Below are 23,562 nucleotides of genomic sequence, written 5' to 3'. Positions count from 1 at the left end.
CCGTTTCGGCGGACCGGAACTACTTCTCGGTCGGCGCAGCCTTCTTGGCGGGCGCGGCCTTCTTGGCCGGGGTGGCCTTCTTGGCCGGAGCCGGCTTGCGCGCGGCAGCGGTGCTCACCTTCTTGGCGGCGGCATCGGCGTCGGCCTTGGCCTTGGTGCCGGCCTTCTCGATGTCCGCCGCGGTCTCCTGCAGCTTCTCGGAGACCTCGTCGGCGGCGACAGCCGCATCCTCGACGCGGTCGGCGGCGCGGCCGGCGAGTGCGGCAGCGCGCTCGCCCACGGCACGGGTCTGGGTCGAGACGGCGCCCAGGGCGTCCTCGGTCAGGTCGACGGCGTCGTTGTAGACCTTCTCGACGCGAGCCAGGTTCTCCTCGACGTACGGGGTCTGGCGAAGACGCTCCACGGCGCTCTCGCCGCGCTCGGCGAGCGAGTTGTACAGGCCGGTGGTGGCCTCGATGTAGGGCTCGGCGACCTTGCGCAGTTCGTCAGCGGTCAGCTTGGCGCGCAGTTCCTCGATCGACGGGAACTCGGTCGGCAGATCGGTGATCCGGCTACGGGTCTCGTCCAGGCGGCTCTGGGTGCGCTCGCGCGAGGCCTGGGCGCGGTTCTTCAGCTCGGCGAGGGCGTCCTTGACTTCCTGGACGGCGACGTCGCCGGCGCCGACGACGGCGTAGACCGGGGTGGGCAGAGTACGTTCGGCGGTGCTCATGGCAACTCCTTGCTTGCTTTAACTTGCACCACCAGTGTGCGTCAATGTGCTAGCAAATGCTAGCGCTAGGAGCGTGTGAGTGGTCGATGTCACTGCTACTGAAAGTACTTCCGCCTGCAATAAACGTCGTGTTCACCGTGGTTTCTTGCGCAACTACCACCCGTCCGCCCCAGCGCAACCCTTTAGCTCACTGCTAGCAGAATCTACGCCTTAGGCGCTTTGTCAGCGTCCATCCGACGCCGCAACCTGCGTGCTGCAGCAACCATGTTGCGGAGTGCCGGTTCCAGTTGCCAGTAGTGCCGCGTCTTCAATCCGCCGTCCGGGTTGGCCCAGAGCCGATCGATCGGAATCGCCGACGCGGCCCGGGTGAGACGGTCGTCGATCGTGTCGATGTCCGGGATCACCGCGCTGCGGCTCTCGTAAACCCCCGGCCCCACCCCGCGCTCGATGGCGGTGCCGTGCTCGGTCAGTTCGCTCAGCACCCAGTCGATGGACCGCGTCGCCACGATCGACGTGACGTCGGCGTCCATCGCGTTGAACGCCTCGACAACTTCGGCGATCGAGGAGTAGCCGAGGTGCGTGTGGATCTGCGTCTCGGGTTTCGCGCCGCCGACCGCCAGTTTGAACGCCGCGACCGCCCAGTCGAGATAGCCTTCGCGGCCCCGTTCGCGCAGAGGCAGCAACTCCCGGATCGACGGCTCGTCGACCTGGATGATCTTGATTCCCGCCCGCTCCAGATCCGCCACCTCGTCGCGGACGGCCAGCGCCAGTTGCTCGGCGGTCTCGTACAGCGGCTGGTCCTGCCGGACGAACGACCGTGCGAGCATCGTGACCGGGCCGGTGAGAATGCCCTTGACGGGCTTGTCGGTCAGCGACTGCGCGTAGGTGATCCATTCGATCGTCATCGGACCCCGCCGCTTCACATCGCCGTAGAGGATCGGCGGCCGGACGTATCGCGAGCCGTATACCTGGACCCAGCCCATGTGGGTGAAGGCGTAGCCCTCCATCAGTTCGGCGAAGTACTGGATCATGTCGTTGCGCTCGGGTTCACCGTGGACGAGGACGTCGAGCCCGATGTCCTCCTGCAACTCGATGACCCGCCGGATCTCCTCGCGGAGCCGCTCGGCGTACTCGTCCCAGGTGAGCCGACCCTGCCCGTAGTAGTACCGGGCGCGTCGGATGTCCGCGGTCTGCGGAAACGACCCCAGCGTGCACGTCGGCACCGGCGGCAGCCCGAGGACTGCGGCCTGGGCCCTCCGGCGTTCGGCGTACGGAGCTCGTTCGCGCTGGTCCGGTCGGATATTGGCGACTCGTTGACGGACCTCGTGCTTGAGCTTGAAGTGGACGGTCGCCGGACGCGTGTACCAGTGTTCGGGCGCCCCCTCGGAGATCGCCTTCGCCAGCGCGATCACCTCGGCGACCTTCTGCTTGGCGAACGAGAGCCGGTCGGCCACATCGCCGGGAAGGTCGGGTTCGATGAGCTTGTCGACCGGGACGTGCATCAGGGTGCACGACGTCGACACGACGAGATCGGGGATCACCTTCTTGATCTGGAGCAGGTAGTCGAGCTTCCCGCCCTTGGCCGCCTTCCAGACGTTGCGGCCGTCGATCACCCCCGCGTACAGCCGCTTGCGGCGGAGCCCGGCGATCTCCATCAGCATGCTCGGCGTCATGGGCGCGGACACGAGATCGAGACCGATCGCCTCGATCTTGGACGCCGCGAGAATCGGGAGCGCCGGGCCCAGATCGCCGTACTCGCCGGTGACGAGGATCCGCGGACGCAGCCCCGCGCCGCCGAGTCGGTCGTAGGCGCGGGCGAGCGCCGCGAGATCGGCGTCGGTGCGGTCGGAGGTGAAAGCGGGCTCGTCGAGCTGAACACACTTGGTGTTCTGCTTGGCCAGCTTCTCGAACAACTCGATGTACACCTCGAGCAGGTCGTCGAGCCGGTCGAGCGGACGGAACCCTTCCGGTGCGTCGGCCGCAGGCTTGCTCATCAGCAGCAGGCTGACCGGCCCCAGCATGATCGGTCGCAGTTCGATGCCCGCTTCCGCGGCGCGCGCATGCTCGTCGAGCAGGTTCTCGCTGAGCCAACCCGCTCGGCCGAGCGAGAACTCGGTGTCCGGGCCGACCTCCGGCTGCCGGTAGTAGTAGTTGGTGTCGAAGTACTTGATCAGCTCCAACGGCGGGAAGTCGGGCTTGCCGCGAGCCATCGCGAAGTAGAAGTCGATCGGATCGAGCTCGGCGTGCAGCGGCTCGAAGCGACGCGGCACCATCCCGAACATCAGCGCGTTGTCGAGAACGTGGTCGTAGAACGAGAAGGTGTTGCCCGGAACCTGCTCGAGACCGGTGGCGGCGAGCTCACGCCACGTCGACTCGGCGAGCTCACGGCCGGCGGCGAGGAGCTTCCCGCGATCGCCGGAGCCGTGCCAGTAGTCCTCGAGCGCGAATTTCAGTTCGCGGCGCGCACCGATTCTCGGGTACCCGAGAATCGATGACCCGTACTCGATGCCGTCAGCGCGTGTCATGGCGCACGCCTACTTGGCCGCGCCGTCGCCGTACTGATAGAAACCGCGACCGGACTTCTTACCCAGACGCCCTGCCTCGACCATGCGCAGCAGCAGCGGCGGCGGCGAGTACAGCGGTTCCTTGAACTCCTCGTACATGCTGTCGGCGATCGCCTTGACGGTGTCGAGCCCGACGAGGTCCGTGAGCTTGAGCGGACCCATCGGATGTGCGCAGCCGAGCACCATCGCCTTGTCGATGTCCTCCACCGTGGCGAATCCGCTCTCCACCATGCGCACCGCCGACAGCAGGTACGGCACCAGCAGCGCGTTGACCACGAAGCCGGAACGGTCGGACGAGCGGACCACCTGCTTGCCGAGCACGTCGTGCGCGAAGGCCTCGGCGCGCTCGCTGACCTCGGTGGAGGTCATCAGCGTGGTCACCAGTTCCACGAGGGGCAGCACCGGGACCGGATTGAAGAAGTGCATGCCGATGACCCGGCTCGCGTTCTCGGTCGCCATGCCGAGCTTCATGATCGGGATCGACGAGGTATTGGAGGCCAGTACCGCGTTGGGGTCGGTCACCACCTTGTCGAGTTCCCGGAAGATCTGTGTCTTGACCTCCTCGTCCTCGATGATCGCCTCGACCACCAGCTGGCGGTCGGCGAAGTCTCCGAGGTCGGAGGTGAACCGCAGGCGCCACGAGGCCTGCTCGCGCTCGCGCTCGGTGAGTTTGCCGCTGCTGACGCCGCGGTCGAGGGAGCGGAGGATACGGGAGCGGCCGGCCGCGGCGAGTTCGCGCGTCGACTCGTAGACGAGGACGTCGGCGTTCGCGCGGGCACACACTTCGGCGATACCTGCACCCATCTGACCTGCGCCGATGATACCGACGCGTGAAATCTTCTCACCTGCCATTGTGAAGGCTCCTGAAGTGTTGTCTGACGTGTCGCGCCGCGCGAACGGCGGAGTACTACCTGTTTAGCAATGATCCCGGGGCAGTTGGGGTTCAATACCCCACTGCCCCGGGATCATCACGAGATCGTCAACCTTTCAAGCGAAGGTCGCGTCGGTTCCTAGTGGAACTGTCCCTCTTCGGTCGAGCCCTTCAGAGCCGCGGTCGAGGTGTTCGGGTCGACGGTGGTGGCGATCTTGTCGAAGTAGCCGGCACCGACCTCACGCTGGTGCTTGGTAGCGGTGTAACCGCGCTCCTCGGCAGCGAACTCGCGCTCCTGCAGGTCGACGTACGCCTTCATCTGCTCGCGAGCGTAGCCGTAGGCCAGATCGAACATCGAGTAGTTGAGGGCGTGGAAGCCGGCCAGCGTGATGAACTGGAACTTGAAGCCCATCGCGCCCAGCTCGTTCTGGAACTTGGCGATGGTGTCGTCGTCCAGGTGCTGCTTCCAGTTGAAGGAAGGCGAGCAGTTGTAGGCCAGGAGCTGGTCCGGGTACTCGGCCTTGACGGCCTCGGCGAACTGCTTCGCGAGGGCCAGGTCGGGCTTGCCGGTCTCCATCCAGATCAGGTCGGCGTACGGAGCGTAGGCCTTGGCGCGAGCGATGCAGGGCTCGATGCCGTTCTTGACGTTGTAGAAGCCCTCGGAGGTGCGCTCACCGGTGATGAACGGACGGTCGCGCTCGTCGACGTCCGAGGTGATCAGGGTGGCGGCCTCGGCGTCGGTGCGGGCGACGACGACGGTCGGGGTGTTGGCGACGTCGGCGGCCAGACGCGCCGAGGTCAGGGTGCGGATGTGCTGCTGGGTCGGGATCAGCACCTTGCCGCCGAGGTGGCCGCACTTCTTCTCCGAAGCCAGCTGATCCTCCCAGTGGGTGCCTGCGGCACCCGCGGCGATCATGGCCTTCTGCAGCTCGTAGACGTTGAGAGCGCCACCGAAGCCGGCCTCACCGTCGGCCACGATCGGCACGACCCAGTTGTCGACCGAGTCGTCGCCCTCGACGCGAGCGATCTCGTCGGCGCGCAGCATCGCATTGTTGATGCGGCGGACCACCGACGGCACCGAGTTGGCCGGGTACAGCGACTGGTCCGGGTAGGTGTGGCCCGAGAGGTTCGCGTCACCGGCGACCTGCCAGCCCGACAGGTAGATGGCCTTGAGGCCCGCGCGGACCTGCTGCACGGCCATGTTGCCGGTCAGTGCGCCGAGCGCGTTGATGTAGCTGTCGTCACCCTTGGTGACGCCTTCCCACAGGATCTCCGCGCCGCGGCGGGCGAGCGTGTGCTCCTCGACGACGTTGCCCTGGAGCTCAGCGACCTGCTCCGCGGTGTAATCGCGCTTGATGCCCTTCCAGCGGGGGTTGGTGTCCCAGTCCTGCTGGATCTCGGCGGCGGTACGCGGCTTTCCGACGTTGCTCATAGCCTTCGCTTTCGTTAGAACTGCTCGATCGCAGTGCTTTGAGGGTTTACGGCCCCATCCGATTCTTGCGAACCGGTTGACACCTTGAGGCGATGCCTGACATCAGGTTGCCATAGGGAAAACCTGCAGTTCAATCCCTACATGGATGCAAATAACGGGCATGTTACCGACGAGTTTTGCAAAGCTTGTAAATATTGATGTGTGAACCTCACGGGCCGAATCTCAAAAAAGTACGCGCGTACTGGGAAAACTCGTCGCGGGACGCTCGGCCGCGCGACACCGACCGCGGCACTCGGCGGCGACGGGCACCGCGGCCGAAAGTGCGGCACTTCACAGACGGCCGCGGCGCGAAACGACGGAAGATCAGCGTGCGGCACGCGTGACGGCGTCTCGAACGAGCCGCACGAACTCGTCGTCGGTCACCGGCGCCGCGACGAGCGCCGAACCCGGAACCACCGCCGCGCGCTCCTGCTCGCTGACGGCGCGTTCGTCGGTCGACAGGCCCAGCTGCAGCGTGACGGTCTCGCCGCTGGGCCGCCGGACCAGGATGTTGCCCATCAGACCCGCGCGGGCGCGGACGGCGCCGCCGGGCAGCGTGGTCACCGAATCGCTGCGCACCAGGAACGACTGCTCCACGGCCGAGTCGCGGAGCGCGGGCAGTTCCACCGTCGTGGTCACGATGTGCGCCCCGGCCAGCGTGCCCTTGCTGGGAACCGCCGTCACGACCGCGCACGGGCCCGTCGTCGCACGACGGTCCGCATCGATGTCGCGGCGGACGCTAGAGAGCAGTTCACTGAAGACTCCGGTGTCCGATCGCGCCACCAGCAGAGCCGAGTTGTCCTCGGTCAGTTGCGGATTGAACTCGGCATCAGCGGTGGGCGCGCACTCCGGCGGGGTGAAGGCCACCGTCTTCGACTGTTCCAGCGTGCTGCGATTCGACACGATCAGATCGTTGACCATCATCGGAACCGCGGTGAAGTCCGGCGGCAGCTGATCGCTGGTGAGCAGCAGGCTGGGCAACGTCGGCTCCTGCGCACTGCCGTCCCCGCATCCGGCGACGCCGATCAGACCCGCGCAGGCGGCCGCGAGTGCGGTGGTACGGGCGAGTGCGGAACGGGACAGAATGGAGCGAAGCACACCGGCACCGTACCCGGCGGAGAGCCGCGGGGATGGAGGCACATCGCGTGAGCACTGAACACCCGGCCGGCCAGAAGATGTTCGTCGGCGGGCGGATCCGCGGGCTCCGCGCCGACCGCGGACTCTCGCAGCAGGCCCTGGCGGGCATGCTGGGCATCTCCGCGTCGTACCTGAACCAGATCGAGCACGACAACCGGCCGCTGACCGGCCCGGTCCTGGCGAAGATCACCGATCTGTTCGGACTCGACATCGACTTCTTCGACCCGCAGGACGACGTCCGGCTCGTCGCCGAACTGCGGGAGGCACTGCTGGACGAGGACCTCGACTTCGATCCCGCCGCCAGCGAGGCGGGTGAGGTGGCGTCGCTGGTCGGCAGCCACCGGGCGATCGCCGAAGCACTGGTCGGGATCTACCAGCGGTACCGCGTGGTCTCCGAGCAACTCGCGGCGGCGACGGCCGGTCGCGGCGACTCCGGCACGCGCGGAACCATCAGCGCCCCGCACGAGGAGGTCCGCAACTTCTTCTACCAACGTCGCAACTACGTGCACGAACTGGACGAGGCCGCCGAGGACCTGACCTCGCGGATGCGCATGCACTCGGCCGACATCCGCGCCGGCCTGGCCTCGCGCCTCGAGGACCGGCACGGCGTGCGGATCATCCGGCGCGTGGACCTGGGCGACGACGTGCTGCACCGGTTCGACCCCGAGCGGCGCCAGCTGGAATTCTCCGCGGCGCTCTCCGCCGGCCAGCGCACCTTCAAGATCGCCGCGGAACTGGCCTACCTCGAGTTCGGCGATCTGATCGACGAACTCGTGGCCGACGGCGGGTTCACCACAGACGACGCCGTGGCCCTCGGCCGACAGGGGCTGGCCAACTACTTCGCCGCCGCCGCAATGCTGCCCTACGGGCAGTTCCACGGTGCGGCCGAGGACTTCCGCTACGACATCGAACGCCTCTCGGCCTTCTACGCCGTCTCGTACGAGACCATCTGCCATCGGCTCTCGACGCTCCAGCGGCCGAGTCTGCGCGGAGTCCCGTGGACCTTCGTCCGCGTCGACCGCGCCGGGAACATGTCCAAGAGGCAGTCGGCCACCGGCTTCAACTTCTCCTCCAGCGGCGGCACCTGCCCGCTCTGGAACGTGTACGAGGCATTCGTCTCGCCGGGCAAGATCCTGACCCAGATCACCGAGATGCCGGACGGCCGCGAGTACTTCTGGGTGTCGCGCACCGTGGAGCGGCGCGCTGCGCGGTACGGGCAGCCCGGCAAGTCGTTCGCGATCGGCATGGGCTGCGAACTGCGCCACGCCGGACGCATCGTCTACTCCGACGGCACGGAGATCGGCACCGATGCGCGAACGACGCCGATCGGCGCCGGGTGCCGGGTCTGCGACCGTCTCAACTGCCCCCAGCGCGCCTTTCCACAACTCGGTGCCAATCTGGCGATCGACGAACACCGCAGCACGGTTTCTCCGTACATGCCGGGGTGAGCCGCGGCTGGACTACCTTGGGTCGACATGAATACACCTCGCGTCGCCCCCGGCACTCTGCGCGAACTCGGCCCGGTGAACTGGCTGGTGGTCCGCGCGATGGGCCTGGCCACCGGCACCGACGACCCGCACATCTTCGCCACGCTCGGCCGCAGCCGGGGCCTGTTCCGCGGTTGGTTGCACTACTCGTCGCGCATGATGCCGTTCGGCGAACTGTCGCGCAAAGAGACCGAGATGATCATCATCCGCGTCGCCCACCTGCGCTCCTGCGACTACGAGCTCGACCACCATCGACGTCTGGGGGCACGCGCGGGGATCACCGCTGAGGCGTTCGAGCAGATCCTCGATGGACCCGACGCCGGCTGGGGCGACCGCGAGCGAACCCTGCTGTCGGCCGTGGACGAACTCGTCGCCGAGCGCGACCTGGGCGATCAGACCTGGCAGGCGCTGCGCCGGCACCTCGACGAGCGCCGCGCCGTCGCCTTCGTCCTGCTGGTGGAGCAGTACGACGGGCTCGCGACCACCATCACCGCGCTCCGCGTCCAGCGTGACGAGTTCCGGGGAAGCGGTCGCCGATGACCTCCGTGGCGCAACGACTCATGGGCAACCCGGCGTTCTCGCAGATCTACGAGCGCCTCTGGCGGCCGGTGTTCACCAGGGGCTTCAGCCTCGGCGGATCGCAGACTCTGGACTACGACCGCGCGCTGCGCGCCTACCTGGCCAGGCCCGGCGAACGGCTCGTCCTCGACGTCGCCTGCGGCCCCGGCAACTACAGCCGGGACGCCGCCTCGGGGCTCACGGGCGACGGCCGGTACGTCGGCCTCGACTTCTCCGCGAGCATGCTCGAACAGGCGCAGCGCGATCACCGCGACGACCGCATCGCCTACGTCCGCGGCGACGCCCACCGACTGCCGGTGCCGGACGCGTCGTTCGACACCGTGATGTGCCTCGCCGCGCTCTACCTGATCCCCGACCCGCTCCCTGTGCTCGACGAGATGGCCCGCGTGGTGAAGCCGGGCGGCGAACTGATCGTCTTCACCTCCGTGCGATCGTCGATCGCCGCAGTCCCCGGCGCCGATCTCGTCGCCGGGCTGTCGGGACTGCGGATCTTCGGGCGCCGGGAGTTGCTGGACCGGTTCGACGATCTCGGGATGACACACGTGGAGCAGACCATCACCGGCGTCGGCCAATACGTTCACGCGCGGCGACCTCGCGTCTGACCCCTAGGCAAGCGAACTAGCTTAGGCTAGCCTATTTAAAGGAATTTATTCCGCTGAATAGGCAGGAGTGGTCATGTCCGATCCGCATACAGGAGAGCTCCCTCTGTCCGACCGCCGGGACGAGGATCTGCCCGGCCACTGGCTGCTCGCCAAGGTCGGCAAGCGCGTGCTGCGGCCCGGCGGCCGCGAGCTCACCGCCGCCTTGCTCGACGATGCCGCGCTCGCCGGCGCCGACGTGGTGGAACTGGCACCGGGCCTCGGCAAGACCGCGGTCGAGATCCTCGGCCGCCGGCCGCGGAGCTACCTCGGCGTGGAAGCCGATGAGCAGGCCGTCGCACTGACCGCGGCCGCGATCGGCGACCGCGGCCGAGTGGTTCACGCCGACGCCGACGACACCGGGCTCGATGCGGCGAGCGCCGACGTCGTGGTCGGCGAGGCGATGCTGACCATGCAGTCCGATCGAGGCAAATCCGCCATCATCGACGAGGCGTTCCGAGTGCTGCGTCCCGGAGGCCGATACGCCGTGCACGAGTTGTCGCTGCATCCCGACACCCTGCCGGACGACGCGAAGACCGAGATCCGCAAAGCGCTGGCACGCTCGATCAAGGTGAACGCCCGCCCGCTCACCGAGGCCGAGTGGCGCGAGGCTCTGGAGCGATCGGGGTTCGTCGTCGAGCGCGTGCGGTTCGCGCCGATTGCGCTCCTGGAACCCGCACGGATGATCGCCGACGAGGGTGTGGCCGGGACGGCGAGGATCGCCTTCAACGTGGCCCGCAACCCGTCGGCGCGCAAGCGGATCCTGGGGATGCGCAAGGTGTTCGCGAAGTACCGTGACCAGATGGCCGCCATCGAAGTGATCGTGAGGAAACCCGATGTCGAGCAGTGAGACAGCGGGCAGTGAGACGGCGGCGGCGCCGTTCACCTATCTGACCGGACTGAACGCACCCAACACCGGGGACACCGGGTCGAAGCCGGCGGTGAAGCGGATCCATCGGAGCGATACCGAGACCGTCGTTCGGCTCTCCTTCCGCGCGGGACAGGAGATGCCCGACCACCTCGCCGCCCACCCGATCGTGGTGCTCGGCCAGTCGGGCGCCGTGGACTTCACGGTCGCGGGCGCCACCGTCCGGCTCGAACCCGGCACCGCGATCCGGGTCGACGCCCGGGTGACCCACTCGCTGCACGCGGTCACCGACGGTGCGGTAACACTGGTGATGATCCACGGAAGCTGACATCAGGAGGGGGTCGCCATGCCCGTGCGCCCTCGAGACCGAGCCCGCGCGCTCCTCGCCGACGCCCCGGACGGAATGGACGCGCATGAGGTGGCCGATGCGCTGGGCGTTCACGTCACGACCGCCCGGTTCCACCTGAACAACCTGGTCGACGAGGGTTCGGCCGTCACCGAGACCACCGAACCCCGCGGCGTCGGGCGGCCGCGCGTGGTCTACCGCATCGTGCCCGCCCCGTCCGCCGACGAACTCGTGCACCTGCTGCTGCGCCGCATCGGCGAGACCGAGGCCGAACGCGAACGGGTCGCCGCGGAGACCGGCCGACTCTGGGCACGCGGCCGGCGTGGTGCCGACATCGATGCGGTCGCTGTCCCCGACCCGGTGACGGTGGTCGAGGCGATGCTGACGCGGCTCGGCTTCCGGGTGACCGATGCGCTCAGCGCATTCGGCGAGCACCAGTTGTCGGTCTGCGGCTGCCCGCTGCAGAGCATCGCGTCACGTAACCCCGAGATCGCCCACGGCATCGTCCGCGGCGCGGTGGAGTTCGCACTCGAACAGGCGTCCCCGGCACTGGGAGGCGCCTATGCCGTCGACGTCTCGCCCGATTCGGCCGGCGACTGCGAACTCGTGCTGAGGTTGTCCGGAGTTCACACTCCTGCAGTTCGCACCCCCTGAAGTTCGCACCCCTGCACGCTGACTCGGATGTCAGAACGAGCGGTAGTCGCGCACCGGCATCCGCGGTCCGCGACGGGCCGGCATCCGCGCACCCAGCTCGCACAACCGGATCACCCGATAGCGTTGGCCCGCATACGGTTCCAGCAACTCCAGCATCCCGTCGTCGTCGACCCGCTCGCCGATCAATGCGAGTCCGACGACCGACGGAGTGTGATAGTCGCCCACCGGGACCGCGTCCGGGTCACCGACCGCGCGTATCCGGGTGTGCGCGGCGGTCCACGGGCCGATGCCGCGAAGGGCGGTGAGGCGGTCCGCCTTCCGCTCCACGTCGACCGTCGCGGCGGCTCTGACGGTCCGGGCGCGCACCGGTTCGAGCCCGCTCCGGTGCCAGTCCGACTCGGTGATCTCCCGCCACCTCGGGCGCGGCGGCGGCACCCTCATGTCGGCCGGGACCGGACCGGGCGCGCGGTCGCCGTATCGGGTCAGCAGATAGCGCCAGGCCCGGTAGGCCTCGTCGCCCACCACCTTCTGTTCGAAGACGGCCGCCACCAGGGCCTCCCAGACGCGGTCGGTGCGCCCGATGCGGAGGTCGGGAACCCGTTCCGCCAGACGTGCGACCGCCCGATCGAGGGGGGTCAGCGCCGCGGGGTCGTCGTGCGCACCCAGCATCGCCGGCACGTTCTCGACGAGCCAGCCCGCGCCGGGCCCCCACGCCCGGGCGAGCACCGAACCGTCGGCGCGGCCCGCGACCGCGAGCGTGCCGGGACCGTCGGGCGTGTGGACCGCGCGCCACACGGATCCGTCGGTCGCCACCCGGTACGCCGGATCGGCCCGCCCCCGGCGGTGCAGTGAGAGCATCGCGCGCACCGGAACACGCCATCCGGGCGTCCACTCGCGCTGCAGCATGCCACCCATTGTGCGCGCGGACCGCAGACGCGAGGGCGCCGCACCGGGTGTCGGTGCGGCGCCCTCGCCGAGCGGATCTGAGCGGGTGTCGCTACAGGTTGATCATGTGACCGATCGCGCCGTGGAAGGTCTCCTGGAGAGCCTCGCTCATCGTCGGATGGGTGTGGACGTTGCGGGCCAGTTCACGAGCGGTGAGGTCCCACTTCTGCGCCAGCGTCAGTTCGGGCAGCATCTCGGAGACGTTGTCGCCGACCAGGTGGCCGCCGAGCAGTTCCTCGGTCTCGGCATCGGTGATGAGCTTCACGAAGCCGGCCGGGGCGGCCAGGCCCTGAGCCTTGCCGTTGGCGCTGAACGGGAACTTGGAGACGGTGATCCGGTAGCCCTCGGCCTCGGCCTGCTCCTCGGTGAGACCGAACGACGCGACCTGCGGCTGGCAGAACGTGGCGCGCGGCATCATCCGGTAGTCGCCCAGCGTCATCGTCTCGGCGCCGGCCATGGTCTCGGCGGCCACGACGCCCTGCGCCTCGGCCACGTGGGCCAGCTGCAGTTTGGCGGTCACGTCGCCGATCGCGTAGATGCCGGGAACGTTGGTGCGCATGTGGTCGTCGATCGCGATGGCGCCGCGGTCGGTGAGTGCGACACCGGTGTTCTCCAGGCCGTAGCCCTCCACCCGGGGAGCGAAGCCGACCGACATCAGGACCTTGTCGACGGTGATGCTTCCGTCGGCGCCCTTGGCGTCCTTGTACGTCACCGTGACGTTGTCGCCGTTGTCGTCGACGCTCTGCACACCGGTGCCGGTGAGAATCTTGACGCCGAGCTTCTTGTAGGCCTTCGCGATCTCCTTCGAGACGTCGGCGTCCTCGTTCGGCAGCACGCGCGGCATGAACTCGATGATGGTGACGTCGACGCCGTAGTTGGCGAGTACGTACCCGAACTCCATGCCGATGGCGCCGGCACCCACGATGACGATCGAGCCGGGCAGATCGCGGGTGAGGATCTGCGTCTCGTAGGTCACCACGTTGTCGCTCAGCGCGACGCCCGGGAGCAGCTTGACGGTGGAACCGGTGTCGATGATGACGTTGTCGAAGGTGATCTCCCGATCTCCGACGACGATCGTCTCAGCGTCGCGGAAGACGCCGTATCCGTCGATCTCGGTGATGCCGTTCTTCTTCATCAAGAAGTGAACGCCCTTCACGATGCCGTCGGACACCTTGCGGCTGCGGTCGAAGGCGGCTCCGAAGTCGAAGCTCACCTCACCGCTGATACCGAAGGTCTTGGCCTCGTGATTGAAGACGTGTGCGAGTTCGGCGTTGCGCAGCAACGCCTTCGAGGGGATGCACCCGACGTTGAGACAGACACCTCCCCACCACTTCTCTTCGATGACGGCGGTCTTCATGCCCAGCTGGGCGGACCGGATCGCGGCCACGTACCCACCGGGACCGGCTCCCAGGACAACTGTTTGAAAATGTTCAGCCACGCAGTTCAGCGTACTTCTCCCCTGTGTGCCACGCAGGTGTCCGGTCACGCTCAGTCACGCATCACAATTCAATCAGTGATTGAAACGCTGATTGAAATGTGATCTGCTCAACAGATGCCCGTCGACCCGACTGCCGCCACCACACGCTCGCGCCTGTTGGACGCGGCCGAACGACTCCTCACCGCCGTGCCCTACGACGACCTGTCGGTGCGGGCGGTGTGCGGCGAGGCCGGCGCCAACCCCGCGGCCGTGCACTACCACTTCGGATCGAAGGAGGCCCTGGTCGCCGCGCTGCTCCAAGACCGCCTCGAACCGGAATGGTCCGACCAGCTCGACACACTCCAAGCGGGTCCGCGCACCGTCACCGACATCGTCGAGGCGATTCTCGACCCGCTCATCGCGTTGCAGGCCGCCCCCGAGACCGCACCCCTGGTCCGCACCCTCGCCCAATTCGTGCTCACTCATCCGCGAGCGCCGTGGGACAGCCGGTGGTTCCAGCTCGACGTGTGGACCGAACTGCTCACCGCCACCGTGCCCGGCCTGGACCCCGACGTCGCACGACGCCGCTGGCGCTTCGCGTTCGGCCTGATGATGACCGAGTTCGCCGCACCCCGGGAGATCTCCCCCGACAACGTCGCAGCCCTGTCCGACTTCCTCATCGCCGGCCTCGCCGGCCTACCGAAAGGCATTCGATGACCACCAGCCCGAATCCGAAAGATCCCGCACCGAGAGCCGGGAACGACCCGCTGAGCCCAGCTGTGCTCGGACCGCTCACGCTCCGGAACCGGATCATCAAGTGCGCGACCTTCGAGGCCATGACGCCCGACGCACTGGTGACCGACGAGCTCATCGAGTTCCACCGCGAGGTGGCCGCGGGCGGCGCGGCGATGTCGACGGTCGCCTACTGCGCGATCGCGCCCGAAGGCCGCACCGACCGCCATCAGATCTGGATGCGGCCCGAGGCGGTCCCGGGCCTGCAGCGGCTCACCTCGGCGATCCACGCCGAAGGCGCTCTGGCCGCAGCTCAACTCGGGCACGCCGGGCCGGTCGCGAACGCCGTGTCCAACAGGCTTCCGGCGCTCGGTCCGGGCCGGATCCCCGCGCCGATGGGCATGTCGCTGACCGCGAAGGTCGCGCGCGACGACATCCCCGGACTGGTGCGCAAGTTCGCCACCGCCGCGCGGCTGGCCGTCGACAGCGGGTTCGACGGCTTGGAGATCCACTGCGGCCACAACTACCTGCTCAGCGCATTCATGTCACCGCTGCTGAACCACCGGCGCGACGAATACGGCGGCTCGGCCGTGAATCGCGCCCGGTTCGCCCGCGAAGTCCTCGAAGCGGTGCGCAACGAGGTCGGCGACGAGGCCGCTGTCTGGGCCAAGCTCAACATGTTCGACGGCCTCGGCAAACCCGCCCGCGGACGCGGTGGCAGACCTTGGAGCTGCACCAATCTCGACGATGCGATCAAATACGCCGAACTGTTCGAGAGCGACGGGTTCATCGACGCCATCGAGCCCACCGCGGGGAGTTCGCTGCTGAATCCGATGTACCTGTTCCACGGCGAGCCGCCGCTGGAATCGTTCGCCGAGGCGATGGCCGGACCGGTCAAGACCGGTATGAAGCTCGGCGGCCGTCTGTTCCTGAAGCACTATCCGTACACCGACACCTACCTGCTTCCGCTCGCCCGCGAACTCCGCAGGGCGGTGTCCCTGCCGCTGATCCTGCTCGGCGGCGTGACCGATCACGCATCGATGCGGACGGCGATGGACGAGGGCTTCGACTTCGTCGCGATGGGCCGCGCGCTGCTGCGCGAGCCGGATCTGCCGCACCTCATCGAGGCGGACCCGTCCACCCGCAGCAAGTGCGTGCATTGCAACCTCTGCATGCCGACCATCTACTCCCACACCCGCTGCCCGATCCGGACCGGAGAGGTCCCCGATCCGCTGACCGCCGCAGGCTGATTCCGGCCGTCGCGCGGACCGCGGGACCACCCGCCCCGCGGTCCGCGCGGTTTCCACTGGTCCGCGAAACGTGATAGGCAGGATTAGTCCGTTCGGGTCACTGACCCGAGAGTCGATGGGCCCTACCGGCCGGGGGAAGTGGTAGTCAGATCCGCGGCGCTCCACGTCGCCGCCGTCGAATGAATCCAGTTCGCCCGACCCGAGAAACGACTATCGACAATTCGGAGGTCAGATGACTGACTCGACCGTCTCCACCGACGCCACCTCCACGGCGACGCTCCGGAAGGCGATCGCGGCGTCCGCGATCGGCAACGCCACCGAGTGGTACGACTACGGCGTCTACGCCGCGACCACCACCTACCTCACCCAGGCGTTCTTCCCCGGCCACCTCGGCACCATCGGCACCATGCTCGGCTTCGCCGTCTCCTTCGTGCTCCGGCCGCTCGGCGGCTTCGTCTGGGGACCGATCGGCGACCGCCTCGGCCGCAAACACGTCCTGGCGCTGACGATCCTGCTGATCTCGCTGGCCACCGCGCTGATCGGCGTACTGCCGACCCACGCGTCGATCGGTATCTGGGCTCCGATCCTGCTGATCGCACTGCGAGTGGTGCAGGGCTTCTCGACCGGCGGCGAGTACGGCGGCGCGGCCACGTTCATGGCCGAGTACGCGCCGGCCGACAAGCGCGGACGGTACGGCAGCTTCCTCGAGTTCGGCACCATGGCCGGCTTCGCCTCGGGAACCGCCATCGTCCTGCTGATGAACCTCGGCCTGAGCGAGTCGCAGATGCAGGAATGGGGCTGGCGCATCCCGTTCCTGATCGCTCTCCCCCTGGGTCTGGCCGGCCTCTACCTGCGGTCGCAGCTCGACGATCCGCCGCTGTACACCGATGTGGAGAAGAAGGTCGCCGATCCGGGCGGAATCACCGGTCAGCTGCGTCAGACGCTGGTGCACTACTGGAAGCCGATCCTCATCATGTTCGGCATGGTGGTCGCGCTCAACATCGCGAACTACACCCTGCTGGCCTACCAGCCGCAGTACCTCAAGGGCACCATCGGCCTGAGCGAGGACACCGCCTCGGTGGTGGTCCTGATCGGCCAGGTGGTGATGATGCTGCTCATCCCGGTGTTCGGCATGTGGTCCGACAGCACCGGCCGCAAACCGATGTGGCGGGTCTCCCTCGTGGGTCTGTTCGTCTTCGCGCTGCCGATGTACTGGCTGATGGGCCAGGGTTTCGGATGGGCGATCGTCGGATTCGTCGTGCTCGGCGTCCTCTACATCCCGCAGCTGGCGACCATTTCGGCGACCTTCCCCGCGATGTTCCCCACTCACGTGCGCTATGCGGGCTTCGCGATCTCGTACAACCTGTCCACCGCCGCCTTCGGCGGTACGGCACCCCTGGTCAACGACGCCGTCGTCGACCAGACCGGCTGGAACCTTTTCCCGGCCGTGTACATGATGGCCGCGTGCGTGGTGGGCGGTATCGCCCTCAGCTTCCTGCGCGAGACCGCCGGTTGCTCGATCGCCGGAACCAAGACTCCGGGTGCCGAGCCGGTCGAGGACGCTGTCGAGACCTCGCGGGTGGGCGCGTAGCCCGCCACCGGAAGGCCGCCGCGCCGGCGCCGGTACGTTGGACGCCGTGACCGACGACGATCCGTACCTGTGGCTCGAAGACGTGACCGGCGACGACGCCCTGCGGTGGGTGCGTGAGCACAACGCTCCCACCGTCGCCGAGCTGACCGGCTCGGAGCGCTTCGCCGAACTCGAAGCCGGCGCCCTCGAAGTGCTCGACAACGACGAACGCATTCCGTACGTGCGCCGGCGCGGCGGCTTCCTCTACAACTTCTGGCGCGATTCGGCGCACCCGAAAGGTCTCTGGCGGCGTACCACTCTCGACAGCTACCGCTCCGCCGAACCCGAATGGGACGTCCTGATCGACGTCGACGCCCTCGCCGCGGCGGAGGGTGAGAACTGGGTGTGGTCGGGCGCCACCATGAACCGGCCCGAGTACGACCGCGCGCTGATCTCGCTGTCGCGAGGCGGGGCCGACGCGGCAGTGGTGCGGGAATTCGACGTACTCGCGCGGGACTGGGTGGACGACGGCTTCGTCCTGCCGGAGGCCAAGTCGTCCGTCAGCTGGATCGACAGCGACACGGTGTACGTCGGCACCGACTTCGGCGAGACTCCGGACGGGCTGGCCGCGCTGACCTCCTCCGGTTATCCGAGGACCGTCCGGCGCTGGTCGCGTGGCACCGACGTGGCGGACGCCCCGACGGTCTTCGCGGGCGAGATGTCCGACGTCGCCGTCGGCGCAGCCTGCGACCGGACGCCCGGCCATGTGCGGCACTTCGTCTCCCGGTCGGTGGACTTCTTCAACGAGATCGCCTACGAACTGCGCGGCGACGAACTCCTCCGCATCGACGTGCCGACCGACTCGCACTTCGACGTCCGTCACGACTGGCTGACGGTCCTGACGCGGTCGCCGTGGACGGTCGACGGCCAGGAGCATCCGGCCGGAGCGCTGCTGCTCTTCGATTATCCCTCGTACCTGTCGGGCGACCGCACCCACCGCGTGCTGTTCACTCCCGACGCGCACACCAGCCTGCAGGACCTCGCGTACACCCGCTCGCACCTGGTGATGGTGACGCTGCACGACGTGGCCACCCGCGTCGAGCTTCTCCGCTTGGGCACCTGGGAGTCCGAGCCGCTGAACGGGCTGCCCGACCTCGCGACGATCGGCGTGCTCGACACCGACCCCGATCACAGTGACGAGATCTGGTTGTCGGCCAGCACCTTCGTCCAGGCCCCGAGCCTGCTCCAGGGTTCCACGTCCGAGGGGGTGTCGGTCATCAAATCGTCCCCCGAGTTCTACGACGCGTCCGCCGTGTCGGCGCAACAGTTCTTCGCCACGTCCGACGACGGCACGGCCGTCCCCTATTTCGTCGTCAAACGCGACAACGTGGCGTCCGGTCCCACCCTGCTCTACGGATACGGCGGCTTCGAGAACTCGATGACGCCCAGCTATCTCGGTATCGCCGGGCGGAGCTGGATCAGCCGGGGCGGCATCTACGTGATCGCGAACATCCGCGGGGGCGGCGAGTACGGCCCGGCCTGGCACACGCAGGCGCAGAAGGCCGGCCGACACCTGGTGTACGAGGACTTCGCGGCGGTGGCCCGCGACCTCGTGGGGCGCGGACTGACCACCCCGGCCCGGTTGGCCGCGCAGGGTGGCTCCAACGGCGGTCTGCTGATGGGGGTCATGGCCACCACCTATCCGGACCTGTTCGGCGCGCTGGTGTGCCAGGTCCCCCTGCTCGACATGCGCCGGTACCACCTGTTGCTCGCCGGAGCGTCGTGGATGGCCGAGTACGGCGATCCGGACGATCCGGACGAGTGGGAGTTCATCTCGAGGTACTCGCCGTATCAGCGGCTGCGTGCCGACGCCGCCATGCCCGAGATGCTCGTGACCACCTCGACTCGGGACGACCGCGTGCACCCCGGCCACGCCCGGAAGTTCGCGGCGCGGATGGAGGAACAGGGTCACCCGGTCCGGTACTACGAGAACATCGAGGGAGGGCACGGCGGCGCGGCCGACAACCGCCAGGCGGCGTTCAAATCGGCGCTGGCCTACGAGTTCCTGTGGCGCACAGTCGGAGCCGCGGCTCCGGAGCGCTGACGGAGCCGGCGCACCGTCGCCTCGACGTCCAGCATCGGCCGTCCCCGGGCCATCGGATACCACGCGAAACCGATGAGCAGCGCGCTCGCGTGACCGATCGCCGTGAAGGTCACGGGAGCCACCGCCAGCGGTGCGCAGAAGGCGACCGTCGCCCCGGCGACGTACACCCACCGCCACGGCCGCGGAAGCCGGTAGGCCAGGACGCCGATCACCGATGCCATGAAGTAGCTGACCCCGACGTCAATGGCGTAAGTGAGCGACGGATTGGCGTCGCCGCGCGCGATCTCGGCGCCGACGAGCCCCTGGCTGACCAGGGTCGCGAGAATGTGTCCGCTCAGGCCGACGACGACGAACCGCCGACTGCCGAGCCAGCGTTCCGCGGGCGCCAGGAAGACCGTGAATCCGACGACGTACGGAATCCAGTACGCGCCGTCGAGCCAGAACAGGCTGCCGAAGATCGCACGGACCGGATCGTGCAGCAGGTTGTCGATGTTCGTCGACCGTTTGCCCAGGATCCGGTCCAGCCGCTGCGGCGACACCCGGTGCGCCACGATGGTGGTGGCCAGCAGGATCACCAGCCACGCGTAGGTGACCGGCGCGCTCCGAATCCATCGCGCGACGGCGCCGAGGCCGCGGCGCCACCTGCTCCGAACGCTGGTCACCGTCTCACGGTAGGCCCGCCGACCACCGCGCGCCAGATCTGCCCGCGAACCGCGCGTGTTAGATTTGCGCCGTCCAGCACGCGATGCCAGACGAGGAAATCCGGTGCGATTCCGGTGCGGTCCCGCCACTGTGGTCTGCCCGGCAGGAGACGATCCCCGCGGGCGGCAGCCAGACCCTCCTGCGTCGCGCCACCGAGATCCCGGGGGCGGAGCCTCCCCGAGGGAGGTCTGCACGTGCGATCACCACGCATCGGCGCCCTGCTCGCGAGCATCGCCGTCCTCATTCCGCTCGGTGCGAGCGCTTGCTCGTCGCCGGCGCCCCACTCCGCGGGAGCCGCCCGCGACTGCATCACCGACTTCGACCCGTCGAAGGACTACTTCCCGGAGAAGTCGACGATCGAGGACGCCACCGGCCTGACCATCGAGTATCACCGCTCGTACCAGGTCGTTACCGTGGCGCATCCGGCGCAGGGAGCGCCGCCGGCGTCGTACGTTCTGGTGCGATGCGGCGCCCCCGCCCCGAAGCTGACCGGAGAACTCGCGGACGCGCCTCAGGTCGAGGTTCCCGTGCGGACCGTCTACGCGGGCTCGACGACGCATCTGCCGGGACTCGCCGCTCTCGGCGCGGCCGATGCGGTGACCGGGGTCGCGACCACCGGCTTCGTCTCCACTCCCGAGATCGTCGAGCGGATCGACGCCGGGAAGGTGCAGCAGTTCACCGACGCCGGCGCCGTCAACGCTGAGAAGGTGATCGCCGGACGCCCGGACGTGCTCGTGACCGACGGCAACGACAGTCCGGCCTTCGGCAAGATCCGCGACGCGGGCATTCCCGTCCTCGCCGACGCCGACTGGCTGGAGGAGAGCCCACTCGGCCGCGCCGAATGGCTCAAGTTCTTCGCCGCCCTCACCGGCACCGAGAAGCAGGCCTCGAGCGTCTACCAGAACATCAAGTCCCAGTACCGCAGCGTGGCCGACCGGCTGTCGGGAGTGCCGAAGACGCCGGTCCTGCTCGGCTCGATCGCCAACGGCTCGTGGACCATGCCCTCCGGGGGCAGCTACTTCGGCAAGCTCGTCGCCGACGCCGGCGCCACCTATCCGTGGATCGACGATCGCGCCGCGGGCAGCCTGCAGTTGTCGATCGAATCGGTCATCGCCCGCGCCCGTGATTCCGCCGTGTGGCTGCTGAGCGACCCGACGGTGAACTCTGTGGCCGATCTCGACAAGCAGGATCCGCGGTACCGCGCCTTCGCCGGTCCGGCGAAACAAGCGTGGAACAGCACCAAGGCCGTCAATTCCGGTGGCGGCAACGACTACTGGGAGACGGGTGTGCTGCGCCCGGACCTCGTGTTGGCGGACATCGCCGCAATTGCGCACCCGGATCTCTTCCCGGGCCATGCCTTCGAGTTCTACATCCATCTGCCGCAGCGATGACACCGGTCCGGACCTCGGCGGCCGCCCGGCGACCACGCGCCCGATCCGGGGTCTGGGTCGGACTCGCCGTCGCACTCCTCGCGTCGCTGCTGGTGGCCGCCGCGGTCGGATCGGTCGCGATCCCGCCCGCGGAGACGCTCCGGGTACTGACCGGCGGTCACGCGCTCGACGCGGGGAGCGACTTCATTCTGCGCGAGGTGCGGCTGCCGCGGATCGCGACCGCCGCGCTGGTCGGCGCCGCGCTCGGAGTGGCCGGGCTGCAGATGCAGACCCTGTTCCGGAACCCCCTCGCCGATCCCTATGTGCTCGGCGCCAACTCCGGCGCCAGCCTGGGCGTGGCGCTGGTCGCACTGGGCGGCGGAGTCACCGGCGCCGCAACCTTCGCCGGCGGCCTCGCGGGCTGGGGACGAGCGGGAAGCGTGGTGGCCGCCGCCTTCGGTGCCGCGGCGGTGCTGGGACTGATCCTGCTGTTCGCGGTCTGGGTCCGCAGCGCGGTGACCCTGCTGCTGATCGGCGTGATGATCGGTGCCGTCACCGGCTCGCTCGTCGCAGTCCTCATCGTCTACGCCGATCCCGACTCGGTCCAGAAGTACATGATCTGGGGCCTGGGGACCTTCTCCGCGACGTCGTGGTCCGACCTGCGCGTCGCCGCACCGGTGATCCTCGGTGCCGTCCTGCTGTCGTCGACCTCGATGCGAGCGCTCAACGCCCTGCTGCTCGGCGAGGAGTACGCGCGGTCGATGGGCGTCGACCTGCGTCTCACCCGCACCGTCACGCTGCTGTCGGCCGCGGTTCTCACCGGTGTGGTCACCGCGTACTGCGGACCCGTCGGATTCCTCGGTCTCGTGATTCCGCATCTCGCGCGCGGAGTGTTCCGCACCTCGAATCATCGGGTGATTCTGCCCGGATGCGTCCTCGTGGGAGCGCTGCTCGCGATCTGGTGCGGCATCGTCGCAGATCTGCCGGGTAAGGACAGTTCGCTGCCCCTCAACGCGGTCACCGCTCTGATCGGCGCGCCGGTGGTCATCACCGTTCTGCTGCGCGGTCGTGGGAACGGCGGTGCGGTATGACGGCCGGTCTCACCCTCGCCGGGCTGACCATCGGCTACCGGGGCCGACGGCCGGTCACCATCGCCTCCGATCTGACCGCCGAGGCGCAGGTGGGCCGGTTGACGACACTGATTGGTCCGAACGGCGCCGGAAAGTCGACACTGCTGCGGACCGTCTGCGGTCTGGAGCGACCACTGTCGGGATCGGCTCTCCTCGCCGACGGCACCGACGTCACACGCATGAGGCCGGCCCGGCTGGCTCGCCGGATCGCGACCGTCGGGACCCAGATCGTCGACCCGGGCCGGCTCACCGCGCGAGAAGTGGTGGAGCTGGGCCGGACTCCCTATCTGGGCGCCACCGGCCGGCTCGGCGCCCATGATCGCCTGCGCGTCGACTGGGCGCTGGAGGCCGTTCGCGCTGCGGCGCTGGCCGACCGCCCCTTCCACGACCTGTCCGACGGCGAGGCGCAGCGCGTCCTCGCCGCCCGCGCCCTCGCGCAGGATCCGGAACTCCTCGTGCTCGACGAGCCGACCTCACACCTGGACGCACCGTCGCGCGTCGAGTTCTTGGATCTGCTGAGTACGCTGGCCCGCGAGCAGCGTCTCACGGTCCTGGTGTCGTCCCACGAACTGGAACTGGCGATGCGCCTCTCGGACGCGATCTGGCTCCTCGCCCCCGGCGGCGTGATGCACACCGGCACCCCGCTCGACGTGGCCTCCTCCGGCGCCGTCTCCGCCGCCTTCGATCGAGGCCGGCTCCGCTTCGACCCGGAGAGGTTCGTCTTCGAGGTGAAGGACGGTTCGTCGCAGCGTCCGGCGGTCGAGCCTCCGCCCGCCGGCTGACCGAGCCTCCCGCCCGCCGGCCGAGCGAGCCTCCCACCCGCTGGTTGAGCGAGCCTCCCGCCCGCCGGCCGAGCGAGCCTCCCGCCCGCCGGCTGAGCGAGCTTCCCGCCCGCTGGTTGAGCGAGCGCAGCGAGTCGAAACCATCCGCACCCGCACGCCCACCCACCGTGACACACCCCGCCCCCTGCCCTCTCCTCCCGCCGCCTCACTCCGAATCACCACTGTTAGCCGCCCCA

The 23,562-nt window shown here is 68.5% G+C and carries 21 protein-coding genes and 1 riboswitch; of the genes, 13 read left to right on the top strand and 8 right to left on the bottom strand.

The window, feature by feature from the left end:
* Window positions 1-19: 19 nt before the first annotated feature.
* From ACZ5QD_RS17220 to ACZ5QD_RS17200, 5 genes are all read right to left on the bottom strand, one after another.
* Window positions 20-709: a hypothetical protein gene (locus tag ACZ5QD_RS17220; RefSeq protein WP_006894195.1), complete on the bottom strand. Its 690-nt coding sequence runs from the start codon at window positions 707-709 to the stop codon at window positions 20-22.
* Window positions 710-912: 203 nt separating this feature from the next.
* Complete coding sequence (metE, locus tag ACZ5QD_RS17215; RefSeq protein ID WP_006894194.1) at window positions 913-3,234, bottom strand: 5-methyltetrahydropteroyltriglutamate--homocysteine S-methyltransferase; 2,322 nt, start codon at window positions 3,232-3,234, stop codon at window positions 913-915.
* A 9-nt stretch (window positions 3,235-3,243) separates the two neighbouring features.
* Entirely contained in the window at window positions 3,244-4,125 is an 882-nt protein-coding gene (locus tag ACZ5QD_RS17210; RefSeq protein ID WP_006894193.1) for a 3-hydroxybutyryl-CoA dehydrogenase, read from the bottom strand.
* A gap of 158 nt (window positions 4,126-4,283) precedes the next feature.
* A complete protein-coding gene (gene aceA / locus ACZ5QD_RS17205) occupies window positions 4,284-5,576 on the bottom strand; it encodes an isocitrate lyase (protein ID WP_006894192.1) in 1,293 nt (430 codons plus the stop codon).
* Window positions 5,577-5,939: 363 nt separating this feature from the next.
* Complete coding sequence (locus ACZ5QD_RS17200; RefSeq protein ID WP_052692381.1) at window positions 5,940-6,713, bottom strand: hypothetical protein; 774 nt, start codon at window positions 6,711-6,713, stop codon at window positions 5,940-5,942.
* A gap of 77 nt (window positions 6,714-6,790) precedes the next feature.
* Here ACZ5QD_RS17200 and ramB point away from each other — a divergent pair, with 77 nt between their 5' ends.
* The 6 genes from ramB (at window position 6,791) to ACZ5QD_RS17170 (ending at window position 11,324) form a co-directional block, all read left to right on the top strand.
* Window positions 6,791-8,200, top strand: a complete 1,410-nt coding sequence (gene ramB, locus ACZ5QD_RS17195; protein ID WP_082083902.1) for an acetate metabolism transcriptional regulator RamB — start codon at window positions 6,791-6,793, stop codon at window positions 8,198-8,200.
* A 27-nt stretch (window positions 8,201-8,227) separates the two neighbouring features.
* Window positions 8,228-8,779: a carboxymuconolactone decarboxylase family protein gene (locus ACZ5QD_RS17190; protein ID WP_045537545.1), complete on the top strand. Its 552-nt coding sequence runs from the start codon at window positions 8,228-8,230 to the stop codon at window positions 8,777-8,779.
* Complete coding sequence (locus ACZ5QD_RS17185) at window positions 8,776-9,420, top strand: class I SAM-dependent methyltransferase (RefSeq protein WP_006894188.1); 645 nt, start codon at window positions 8,776-8,778, stop codon at window positions 9,418-9,420. The genes ACZ5QD_RS17190 and ACZ5QD_RS17185 overlap by 4 nt, the downstream gene beginning before the upstream one ends.
* A gap of 73 nt (window positions 9,421-9,493) precedes the next feature.
* Entirely contained in the window at window positions 9,494-10,306 is an 813-nt protein-coding gene (locus ACZ5QD_RS17180) for a class I SAM-dependent methyltransferase (protein WP_464366966.1), read from the top strand.
* Window positions 10,293-10,652: a cupin domain-containing protein gene (locus ACZ5QD_RS17175; RefSeq protein WP_045537542.1), complete on the top strand. Its 360-nt coding sequence runs from the start codon at window positions 10,293-10,295 to the stop codon at window positions 10,650-10,652. The genes ACZ5QD_RS17180 and ACZ5QD_RS17175 overlap by 14 nt, the downstream gene beginning before the upstream one ends.
* 18 nt (window positions 10,653-10,670) lie before the next feature.
* Window positions 10,671-11,324, top strand: coding sequence for a helix-turn-helix domain-containing protein (locus tag ACZ5QD_RS17170; RefSeq protein WP_045537540.1), 654 nt, complete (start codon window positions 10,671-10,673; stop codon window positions 11,322-11,324).
* A gap of 30 nt (window positions 11,325-11,354) precedes the next feature.
* On the opposite strand, the gene ACZ5QD_RS17165 is transcribed toward ACZ5QD_RS17170, so the two are convergent.
* Together ACZ5QD_RS17165 and lpdA are read right to left on the bottom strand one after the other, a co-directional pair.
* Window positions 11,355-12,230 carry a DNA-3-methyladenine glycosylase family protein gene (locus ACZ5QD_RS17165; RefSeq protein ID WP_464366965.1) on the bottom strand — a complete coding sequence of 292 codons (876 nt, stop codon included), beginning with the start codon at window positions 12,228-12,230 and terminating at the stop codon, window positions 11,355-11,357.
* A 91-nt stretch (window positions 12,231-12,321) separates the two neighbouring features.
* On the bottom strand, window positions 12,322-13,707 hold the full coding sequence (gene lpdA / locus ACZ5QD_RS17160) for a dihydrolipoyl dehydrogenase (protein ID WP_006894183.1): 1,386 nt from the start codon (window positions 13,705-13,707) through the stop codon (window positions 12,322-12,324).
* A gap of 114 nt (window positions 13,708-13,821) precedes the next feature.
* Between lpdA and ACZ5QD_RS17155 the strand changes: the two genes are divergently transcribed.
* The 4 genes from ACZ5QD_RS17155 (at window position 13,822) to ACZ5QD_RS17140 (ending at window position 19,342) form a co-directional block, all read left to right on the top strand.
* Window positions 13,822-14,403 (top strand): TetR/AcrR family transcriptional regulator, encoded by a 582-nt coding sequence (locus ACZ5QD_RS17155; protein WP_006894181.1) that lies wholly within the window; start codon window positions 13,822-13,824, stop codon window positions 14,401-14,403.
* On the top strand, window positions 14,400-15,668 hold the full coding sequence (locus ACZ5QD_RS17150; protein WP_006894179.1) for an NADH:flavin oxidoreductase: 1,269 nt from the start codon (window positions 14,400-14,402) through the stop codon (window positions 15,666-15,668). Before ACZ5QD_RS17155 ends, ACZ5QD_RS17150 begins: the two co-directional genes overlap by 4 nt.
* Before the next feature lie 232 nt (window positions 15,669-15,900).
* A complete protein-coding gene (locus tag ACZ5QD_RS17145; protein ID WP_006894178.1) occupies window positions 15,901-17,259 on the top strand; it encodes an MFS transporter in 1,359 nt (452 codons plus the stop codon).
* Between the two features lie 37 nt (window positions 17,260-17,296).
* The gene (locus ACZ5QD_RS17140) at window positions 17,297-19,342 is read left to right on the top strand and encodes a prolyl oligopeptidase family serine peptidase (protein ID WP_045539886.1); all 2,046 of its coding nucleotides are present in this window, start codon (window positions 17,297-17,299) and stop codon (window positions 19,340-19,342) included.
* Here ACZ5QD_RS17140 and ACZ5QD_RS17135 read toward each other — a convergent pair.
* On the bottom strand, window positions 19,294-20,004 hold the full coding sequence (locus ACZ5QD_RS17135; protein ID WP_045539885.1) for a rhomboid-like protein: 711 nt from the start codon (window positions 20,002-20,004) through the stop codon (window positions 19,294-19,296). The genes ACZ5QD_RS17140 and ACZ5QD_RS17135 overlap by 49 nt on opposite strands.
* A gap of 94 nt (window positions 20,005-20,098) precedes the next feature.
* A riboswitch (cobalamin riboswitch) is annotated at window positions 20,099-20,155 on the top strand.
* Between the two features lie 83 nt (window positions 20,156-20,238).
* Between ACZ5QD_RS17135 and ACZ5QD_RS17130 the strand changes: the two genes are divergently transcribed.
* Genes ACZ5QD_RS17130 through ACZ5QD_RS17120 form a run of 3 tightly spaced genes read left to right on the top strand, consistent with a single transcriptional unit; the run spans window position 20,239 to window position 23,326 of the window.
* Complete coding sequence (locus ACZ5QD_RS17130) at window positions 20,239-21,435, top strand: ABC transporter substrate-binding protein (RefSeq protein WP_464366964.1); 1,197 nt, start codon at window positions 20,239-20,241, stop codon at window positions 21,433-21,435.
* Window positions 21,432-22,505: a FecCD family ABC transporter permease gene (locus ACZ5QD_RS17125; RefSeq protein ID WP_006894174.1), complete on the top strand. Its 1,074-nt coding sequence runs from the start codon at window positions 21,432-21,434 to the stop codon at window positions 22,503-22,505. Before ACZ5QD_RS17130 ends, ACZ5QD_RS17125 begins: the two co-directional genes overlap by 4 nt.
* The gene (locus tag ACZ5QD_RS17120; RefSeq protein ID WP_006894173.1) at window positions 22,502-23,326 is read left to right on the top strand and encodes an ABC transporter ATP-binding protein; all 825 of its coding nucleotides are present in this window, start codon (window positions 22,502-22,504) and stop codon (window positions 23,324-23,326) included. Before ACZ5QD_RS17125 ends, ACZ5QD_RS17120 begins: the two co-directional genes overlap by 4 nt.
* Window positions 23,327-23,562: the final 236 nt, after the last annotated feature.

The organism is Gordonia sp. J1A, from assembly GCF_055393515.1.
The sequence above is the reverse complement of the archived record's forward strand: the minus strand, read 5'-3'. Positions and strand labels throughout refer to the sequence as shown.